We start from the raw sequence: 9,200 nt of genomic DNA on the forward strand, positions 1-9,200 counted from the left end.
GTAGCCAGAAGACTGGTTTCCGAAAGTTCTTTGAACGATGGAATGTTTACTACACTTATTATTTCGCCAACTAATTTATTGCAATTAATCTGGTTTCTATTGCGCAGTTTACTTCCGGGCGGTAAGCAACTAGACAGAACGCCTTCTTTTATAGGAAGAATAAAGATTGCCAAACTGCACATTAAAAATTCTTCTGAAATAGAATTTACTATAGATGGAGAAAAAGAAAAAGCCAAAGAAATATTACTTAGGGTAGAACCCGAATCTTTGTGCCTGGCTCAAGCTAGTAAATATTGTACAGAAAAAGATGAAGCAAACCTCAAAAAGAGCAATAAGACCGATACGCTGCCTACGGGTGAAAAACGTGAAGAGTTAACCAAACGTACCCTACCAATTTTTCCTCGAGCCACCACCGAAGAATTCCAGGAACTGTTTAAAGTATTGCGGGAAAACTCAAAAACCACCTCTATTTATGTAGTAATGATGATCCTTTCAACACTCATCGCCACTTTTGGGCTTTTCGCTAATTCTTCCCCCGTTATTATTGGAGCAATGATTCTGGCACCTATTATTTCACCTATCATTTCATTTGCGATGGGAATGGTTCGTTATGATACCAATATGCTGAAGAGAGGAATTATCACCATTCTAATTGGAACAGGGGTTTCGCTTTTATTCTCTTCGGGTGTTACGCTCATAATTCCAATAAAATTAATTACTTCTGAAATTGATGCGCGTCTATCTCCTACCCTTTTAGATATGGGAATTGCAGTAGCCTCTGGGGTTGCGGCAGCATATGCACACGCAAAAGAAGGAATTGCAAAAAGTCTCGCGGGAGTAGCTATTGCAGTTGCCCTGGTCCCACCATTGGCCGTGTCGGGAATTGGAATTGGCTGGTGGGACTGGCAGGTATTTTCAGGAGCTTTTTTATTATATCTAACTAACCTTGCGGGTATTATTATGTTTGCCGGGATCACCTTTCTTATTCTTGGTTTTGCACCTTTTAAACGAGCAAAACTCGGTTTGGTTTATACCCTAATTTTAATTGGGATGGTAATGGTTCCTCTTTCCCTTTCTTTTAACCGAATTAAAAAAGAAGCCAGTATTACGCGAGAATTAGAAGGCTCTACCGTGAACGAATTAGTAATTAGAGACGTGAAAGTTAGGTTTGGAGATCCCTTGCGGGTTTCTCTTACCCTGGTAGGACCAGAAAACCTAAGTGGAGATGAAATGAGAGACATCAAAAAACAATTGGAAGAAGATATTGGAGAACCTATTCATCTGGAAGTAATTTCTGCCCGGGGATTTTAGAGCAGGAATTTAACAAGGCTCTCAATTTGAGTTAAGTTTCTCTAAAAAACCGAAATTAATTATCAATATCTTTTGTGTAGCAATATGATCTTTTTAGATTGTGCCTCATTAAAAACTTTAAACAACGATTATGATTAAATCAAAAAAGATTGCAGGTTTATTATTTGCTTTTGCATTATTAGGATCAGCAAGTGTATTTGCCCAAACTCAACAACTACCACAGCAACAACAGCAAACTGTAGATATAGATGTTAGTGACGAGGAGCTTTCTAAATTTGCTGATGCTTACCAGAAAATTAGAATGGTAAACCAACAGGCGCAACAGGAGATGGCGAAGAAAGTAGAAGATAGCGGATTTGACATTCAGCGTTTTAATGAAATTCACCAGGCCTCGTTAGACCCAAATACCGAGGTTGATGCTACTGAAGATGAACTGACAAAGCACAAAGAAGTTGTTTCAGAAATTGAAGGGATGCAGGGCGAGTTTCAAAAAGAAATGGAAAATGCTATTTCAGAAGAAGGTCTTCATGTTGCTCGTTATGAGAAAATCGCAATGGCACTTCAAACCGATACTGAACTACAACAGAGATTACAACAGCTAATGCAGGGATAATTTCTAAATTAGTTTTAGAAATCGATATAAAATTAGGTCATCTGTATAGATGGCCTTTTTTTATGTTTATTTTATAAGAACTTTCTTGGCGAAACCAGCTGGTTTACTATATTTTTAGCTTTATACAGAAAAGCTAATTTGAATTCTACTCTTAAAAAATATTTTTTATTAATCACCGCAATTCTTTTTTGCCAATGGAATTGGAGTGCGCTTTATGCCCAGGAAAAAATGAAACAAAAAGATACTTTAAAGTTTGAAAATAAAATTGTACCCGATGAAATTTGGAGAGAAACTTACGTAGCACTTTCGCACTACCCCGAGCTAAGAGATACCCCAATTGAATTCAAATTTAAAAAGAAGATCCAGAAATCTTTTATGCAAGCGCAGCCCAAAGTTTCGGGATTATTAAAGAATAAAAAGAATCGATCTTATTTTGTAATGATAAGCGAACACATTAAAATTGAAGATGAAGTCTTTGATGTAAAAAATGTTCCGTCAGAGGTGCTTATTGGCTGGATTGGCCACGAACTTGGGCACATTATGGATTATCGTGAACGTAGTGCAGCGAATATGGTTTGGTTTGGAATTAAATACCTTACTTCAAAAAGATATATTCAGGAAGCCGAAAGAGCCGCAGATACCTATGCAGTAAACCACGGACTTGGAAAATATATTATTGCTACTAAAGATTTTATTTTAAATCACACCCACCTCGCTGATGCCTATAAGGCAAGAATCAAAAAACTTTACCTCTCACAGGAAGAAATTATGGCTTTAATTGATGAAATTGACGAAGACGACGATTAGGCTTTTTGTTCTTTTACAAACTTTTCCCATTTTGCAAATTTCTCCTCGTCCATAACTTTTTCCATTTTCACCTGCCCGCCTTTTTTCTTATTAGCGGCATTCCATTCAGGGAACATATCGGGATATACTTTAGTCACTTTCACGCCTTTTAAAGCTTTAGAACGCGCAACTTTATAATTCTTATTAGCATTTTTAAGCGATTCATCTAAAGCCTCTTTAAGTTCTTCTTCTGGAGTATCGCCTTCGGTTCCCAAATACCAGTGGTGATGAAACTCACCATCAATTCTTACCGCAGCCAGGGTGAATTCGGGAATCTTAATATCAAATTTATCTTCAAGTTCCTGTACGGCGTCATTCATTTTATTTACTGAAAGTTGAGAACCAACCACATTTAAAAAGAATTTTGTTCTCCCGGTAATGCGAATTTCTTTACGTTCAACATCGGTAAATTTAATAGTATCACCAATTAAATATCTCCAGGCACCAGAAACGGTACTGATAAGCAATACATAATCTTTTTCTTGTTCAACTTCATCTAAAGAAATTACCGGGGCATCTTCAACGATAGAACCATCCTGGTTAATATATTCAGCCTTAAAAGGAACAAATTCAAAATAAATTCCGTTATCCAGAATAAGTTTCATTGCATTGGTATCAGGTCTTGCCTGTACTGCCAAAAATCCTTCTGAAGCCAAATATGTATCAATAACCGTAATTGGGTGGCCCAATAAAGCATTAAAACTCTTTTCGTAAGGCTCAAATGCAACTCCGCCAGAAGCGTAAACTCTCAGGTTTGGCCAGATATCGTGAATGTTATCAAGATTATTATATTCAATAACCTTTTTCATCATAAGTTCTAACCAGGAGGGGATTCCACTTAGGGCTCCAATATCCCAGTTCTTAGCGTTTTCGGCAATACGTTGAACTCGCTCATCCCATTCTTCGATTTTTGAAATTTCTTCCCCGGGTTTATAATAACCGCGAAACCAAAAAGGAATATTACTTGCGCTAATTCCGCTAATTTCACCTTCTTTATGGTCTCCTTCTTTCTCCAAATCGGTAGAGCTTCCCAGCATCATAATCTCCTTTTCAAAGAAATCTGGCGGAAGATCAAAATTACTTAGCGCACTAACCTGTTTGATCCCTGCTTTTCTAATAGACTCCAGCATTTCATCGGTAACCGGGATTCGCTTACTGCTTGTTCCGGTAGTACCCGAACTCACTGCAAAATATGGAGGTCTTCCCGGCCAGGTTACGTCTTTTTCACCATCGTGTAATTTATGCCACCATTCCTTCTCTAATTTGTTATAATCAAAATAAGGCACCTTTTCAGCAAAGGTTTTTTGAATATCATCAGATTTTAAAATTGATTCAAAATCGTAATGTTTTCCAAACTGGGTGTCTTTAGCTTTTTTAAGCAGTTTTGTAAGTACCTCTTTTTGGGCTTCTTCTGCTTCCGGTTCAGAAACAATAGTATCACGAAGATCTATAAGACTTTTTATTAAGGAACCTACTATGGGCATAATCTTGATTTTTAATGGTGGTTGTTTTCAAAAAATGAAGATAAAAAAAACCAAAATCAACACTATTAATGTCTTGACAATTATCAATAATTTAACCTTTCAAAATACTAAGAATTCTGTAAACTCTCCACGCATTTTTCGGCACTTCTCTCCCCGTCTATTGCTGCAGAAATTATTCCGCCGGCGTAACCGGCGCCTTCCCCGCAGGGGTAAAGCCCTTTTATTTGTACATGCTCAAAACTATAAGGATCTCTCGGGATTCTTACCGGGGAAGAAGTCCTGGATTCCGGGGCGTGTACCACAGCTTCATTGGTTAAAAAGCCTCGCATACTTTTGTTGAATTCTTTAAAACCTTCCTGTAAAGTTTTATGAATAAAATTTGGGAAAACTTCACCTAAATCAGTTGAAGTAATGCCGGGTTTATAAGAAGTCACCGGCAAATTTGTAGAAATTTTTCCTTGGGTAAAATCTACTAAACGTTGAGCCGGCACTTTTTGGGTGCTTCCGCCCTCTAACCAGGCTTTTTGTTCTATGTGCTTCTGGAATTCCATTGCTGCCAGGGGATTCTTTTCGGCATTTTTAAAATCTGATAATCTCAATTCTATCACAATTCCCGAATTTGCGGTTGGTTGATCGCGTTTACTGGGAGACCAACCATTAGTAACAACTTCACCGGGTGCAGTAGCGCAGGGAGCTATAATTCCGCCGGGGCACATACAAAAAGAGTACATTCCCCTGCCGCCTATTTGTTTTACGATGCTATATGGTGAAGGTGGAAGAAATTCTCCCCTGGAATCACATTTATATTGAATTTTATCTATTAATTCCTGTGGGTGTTCTACCCTAACGCCAAGCGCAAAGGCCTTGGCTTCAATTTTTATATTTTTTCTATGTAAAAGTTCAAAAATATCCCTGGCCGAATGTCCTGTGGCGAGGATAACTTTTTTAGAATTAAATGTTTCACCTTTTAAGGTTTTAATTCCGGTAACTTTATTATTCGCCACCAGAATATCGGTCACCCGGGTTTCAAAAAGAACTTCTCCGCCACAATTAATAATTAGTTCCCTAATATCTGCTATTATCGCCGGAAGTTTATTCGTGCCAATATGCGGATGTGCATCTACCATAATCTCTGGGGTAGCGCCAAAACCAACAAGTAATTTCAAAATTCTATCCACATCACCCCGTTTTTTAGATCGGGTGTATAATTTGCCATCGCTATAAGTGCCAGCGCCACCTTCCCCAAAACAGTAATTAGAATCTTCGTTTACAATATGCTCAATATTTAAAGCTTTTAGATCGCGTCTACGGGTTCTAACATCCTTTCCACGTTCAATAATTATAGGTTTAAATCCTAATTCAATACATCGCAAGGCCGCAAACAGGCCTGCGGGACCGGCCCCAACAATTATAATTCCCTCTTTGTTTGCTACATTCTGGTAATCTGGGAGATAAATTTTATCTTCTTTAAATGCTTCTTTTACATAAACATCAACTTTTAAATTGATCTTTATGGCTTTTTGCCGGGCATCTATAGATCGCTTTAAGATATTTACATAAGTAATATCTTTTAGAGCTATGCCACCGTGGCGGGAAACCGCTTGCGTAAGTTTATGCTGATTTGCTGCCTCTTCTGGGCTTACTCTTATTTGGTACTGGTACTTCATTTTTTAAAATCTATCACAAAAATATACTTTTCCAATTTGTTGATTTAAAATTAAAAAACCAGCCTGTTGTTAAAAGCCCATTACCACTAAATTAATTTAGGACGTTTTAAAATATTGACTTATTTTGGACAACCTTAAAAACCCTAATCTCTTATAAACAATTACCAGAATGAATTCTACAGCACGCTACCCTATGGTTTCATATGATGAAGCCTCTCCCGAAGTTCAGGAAATTTATGATGATACCAAGAAAACTCTTCAGCTTCCCTTTGTTTTAAACTGGTTTAAATGCCAGGGCACCAACGCTACCTTATTAAAAGGAAACTGGAGTAAATTAAAGAATACTTTAATGGAAGGTGAAGTTCCAAATGTGCTTAAACAACTTATTATCTACAATGTATCTAAGGAACGGGGTTGCAATTATTGCTCGCATGCTCACGGGATTTTCGCTGATAGTATGAGCGCTATGATCTCTGAAGATGAGGGTTTTAAAGCTACAGAAAATATAGACTCTCCTTCTATGCCGGCCAGTTTTAGAACTGCCGTTAAAATTGTAACTAATGCGGCGCTAAATCATAGCGAAGTTTCAGATGAAGATTTTGAGGAACTGGAAAAAGCAGGTTTTTCTCAAAAGGAAATCCAGGAATTAATGGCCCAGGCCGATTTAGTAAATATGTTGAATACTATTGCTGATGTATCAGGGATTAAAATAGACAACGAATTGCTGGAAACTCCGGAATAAGTCCGAAGATTATGGAATCCCTACAAGACAGAACTTCCCGGGTTTATAGAATTACCTATGAAACTTTTTCTAAATTCAGCAACAATTTAAATCGTTGTAAGAGTTTGGAGGAAGTTTCGCAGGTTTCAGTGCGTTTTTTAAAATATCTGCTTAATTTTCATCTTTTTAGAATTAGTATAAACCAGGCGGGGTCTTACCTGGTCTATTGCCAGTGTAATTCGCAAGGTGAATTTGAACTTATTTCAAAAGAAAATTTACTTTCGCACGAATTGCAGATTCTAGAAAATAATATTCCGGTTAAAACTGAAGAAATTCCGTCTCAATTGAGTGAAAAAATTGATTCTACTGCTTTAGAGTCTCCATCTTTATGGTGTTGGAGCTTTAAAAAAATGGATGTAGATTTTACTGTTTCCTTAATATCAGATAAGAATAAAGCTTTTGATGTTGGCGATATTGAAATGTTGAAATTAATAAGTGATAGTTTCCAGGCTAAGTTTCAGGAAATTTATTTAAAAGAAGAGCTTTATCATAAAAATCAGTCTCTATTACAGGCATTAGACGTCATTAAAAATCAGAATAAAAAGATCAATCAAATTGTAGAAAATCAAAAACAAACTATTGCCGAACGAACTAAAGAAGTGGTTGAAAAAAATGAGAAATTATTGCATATTTCAGCTTTAAATGCTCATAATGTGAGAGAACCTTTATCGAGAATCCAAGGTATAGTACAGCTTTTTGAAGTTTTTGATGATAAAACCTGCAGGGAAGAACTCGTACCAAAACTTAAACAATCATCAGAAGAAATGGATAAGGTTTTAAGAGAAGTTATTGAAATGGCATCTTCGGAATTAACCCAGCTAAAAGCAAAAAAGTTATGAGCACCATTATCCTGGTAGACGACCAGCCCATAGCCAATTTTATTACCCGAAAACTCCTGGAAATAGAAGGTTACGATAAAGATGTTGTAGAGTTTACCAATCCCGAAGAAGCCCTGGTTTACCTGGAAGAACGGCAAAACACGCTTATATTTTTAGACCTAAATATGCCCGAAATGAATGGTTGGGAGTTTCTTGATTTATTAAAATCTAAAGGCCAGGAACATAGAATAATTATTCTTACCTCCAGCACCAGTGCTGTAGACCGTAATAAAGCCAAAGAATACCCTGCGGTTATAGAATTTATAGAAAAGCCTTTAAACAAAAGTAAGTTTGCCAGGCTCCAACCGATTTTGCAACAATCGTAAACTGAAGCGGCATTCATTTCCTAAACCATCCCGATTATTGACTAAATGAGTTTAAAACCAAACCACAAAGCACTTTTAGAACTTGCACACGCTAAAATGCATTTTGGAAAATACAAAGGCTATTATTTAAGCGACATTCCAGAATATTATTTGGTTTGGTATCGCCAAAAAGGTTTCCCCGAAGGCAAACTTGGCCAGCAAATGAGTGAGGTGTTTGAACTTAAACTCAATGGGATGGAACAATTACTTAGAGATATAAGAAGAAAGTTTCCAAAACCCTGAGTATTCTTCAGTCTAAAACAGAGTTTTAACTTTAAAAATATTAGGTTTAAAATTAACGGCTTTTCTATTCTTCTTTGTAATTTAGCGCCCTGAATCAAACAACGCAACAAACACTTCTTAAGATGGCCGAAACCAAGTATATTTTTGTCACCGGCGGCGTTTCTTCTTCCCTGGGAAAAGGAATTATAGCAGCTTCTCTGGCAAAATTATTACAAGCGCGTGGATTTAGAACCACTATTCAGAAACTCGACCCCTACATTAACGTAGATCCAGGAACCTTAAATCCTTACGAACACGGCGAATGCTATGTGACTGAAGATGGTGCCGAAACCGATCTTGACCTTGGCCATTACGAACGCTTTTTAAACGTTAATACTTCCCAGGCAAATAATGTAACTACCGGCCGTATTTACCAAAGTGTAATTGAAAAAGAACGCCGTGGGGAATTTTTAGGAAAAACCGTACAGGTGGTTCCGCATATCACCAATGAAATTAAAGATCGTATCCAGATTCTTGGTCAAAATGGTGATTACGATATTGTAATTACTGAAATTGGAGGAACTGTAGGCGATATTGAATCCTTACCTTATATTGAAGCAGTTCGCCAGTTAAAATGGGAATTAGGCGATGAAAATGCGTTAATTATTCATCTTACCCTTGTCCCCTATCTTGCCGCTGCAGGCGAGCTTAAAACCAAACCAACCCAGCACAGTGTAAAAACTTTGATGGAAAGCGGACTTAAAGCCGATATTTTAGTTTGTAGAACAGAGCACGAACTTTCAGACGATATTCGTCGTAAACTGGCTATTTTCTGTAACGTGAGGCAGGAAGCGGTAATCCAGAGTATTGATGCGGCTACTATTTACGATGTTCCAAATTTAATGCTGAAAGAAGGCCTGGACACCGTTACCTTAAAGAAATTACATTTACCTGATGAAACAACGCCAAATTTAGATCGCTGGAACCAGTTTTTAGATAGACATAAGAACCCTAAAGCCGAAATTACTATTGG

At 37.3% G+C, this 9,200-nt stretch carries 10 protein-coding genes; 8 read left to right on the top strand and 2 right to left on the bottom strand.

The annotated features are described in order from the left end of the window. The 3 genes from AACZ30_RS11200 to AACZ30_RS11210 form a co-directional block, all read left to right on the top strand. On the top strand, positions 1-1,311 hold a 1,311-nt coding region (locus AACZ30_RS11200; protein ID WP_339649413.1), incomplete at its 5' end, for a TIGR00341 family protein. A 130-nt stretch (positions 1,312-1,441) separates the two neighbouring features. Next, positions 1,442-1,924 (top strand): DUF4168 domain-containing protein, encoded by a 483-nt coding sequence (locus AACZ30_RS11205; protein WP_339649414.1) that lies wholly within the window; start codon positions 1,442-1,444, stop codon positions 1,922-1,924. A gap of 228 nt (positions 1,925-2,152) precedes the next feature. Continuing rightward, positions 2,153-2,731 (top strand): hypothetical protein, encoded by a 579-nt coding sequence (locus AACZ30_RS11210; RefSeq protein WP_093305948.1) that lies wholly within the window; start codon positions 2,153-2,155, stop codon positions 2,729-2,731. Here AACZ30_RS11210 and AACZ30_RS11215 read toward each other — a convergent pair. Together AACZ30_RS11215 and AACZ30_RS11220 are read right to left on the bottom strand one after the other, a co-directional pair. Further along, complete coding sequence (locus tag AACZ30_RS11215; protein WP_339649415.1) at positions 2,728-4,254, bottom strand: GH3 auxin-responsive promoter family protein; 1,527 nt, start codon at positions 4,252-4,254, stop codon at positions 2,728-2,730. The genes AACZ30_RS11210 and AACZ30_RS11215 overlap by 4 nt on opposite strands. A gap of 107 nt (positions 4,255-4,361) precedes the next feature. Then, a complete protein-coding gene (locus tag AACZ30_RS11220) occupies positions 4,362-5,921 on the bottom strand; it encodes an FAD-dependent protein (RefSeq protein WP_339649416.1) in 1,560 nt (519 codons plus the stop codon). 169 nt (positions 5,922-6,090) lie between these two features. Between AACZ30_RS11220 and AACZ30_RS11225 the strand changes: the two genes are divergently transcribed. From AACZ30_RS11225 to AACZ30_RS11245, 5 genes are all read left to right on the top strand, one after another. Then, positions 6,091-6,663, top strand: coding sequence for a carboxymuconolactone decarboxylase family protein (locus AACZ30_RS11225; RefSeq protein WP_339649418.1), 573 nt, complete (start codon positions 6,091-6,093; stop codon positions 6,661-6,663). A gap of 11 nt (positions 6,664-6,674) precedes the next feature. After that, positions 6,675-7,541 carry a histidine kinase gene (locus AACZ30_RS11230; RefSeq protein ID WP_093305870.1) on the top strand — a complete coding sequence of 289 codons (867 nt, stop codon included), beginning with the start codon at positions 6,675-6,677 and terminating at the stop codon, positions 7,539-7,541. Further along, positions 7,538-7,906 (top strand): response regulator, encoded by a 369-nt coding sequence (locus AACZ30_RS11235; RefSeq protein WP_339649420.1) that lies wholly within the window; start codon positions 7,538-7,540, stop codon positions 7,904-7,906. The genes AACZ30_RS11230 and AACZ30_RS11235 overlap by 4 nt, the downstream gene beginning before the upstream one ends. 45 nt (positions 7,907-7,951) lie before the next feature. Continuing rightward, the gene (locus AACZ30_RS11240; protein ID WP_093305874.1) at positions 7,952-8,188 is read left to right on the top strand and encodes a DUF3820 family protein; all 237 of its coding nucleotides are present in this window, start codon (positions 7,952-7,954) and stop codon (positions 8,186-8,188) included. A gap of 122 nt (positions 8,189-8,310) precedes the next feature. Then, on the top strand, positions 8,311-9,200 hold an 890-nt coding region (locus tag AACZ30_RS11245; protein ID WP_339649422.1), incomplete at its 3' end, for a CTP synthase.

Source organism: uncultured Salegentibacter sp. (assembly GCF_963972535.1).
GTDB lineage: Bacteria > Bacteroidota > Bacteroidia > Flavobacteriales > Flavobacteriaceae > Salegentibacter.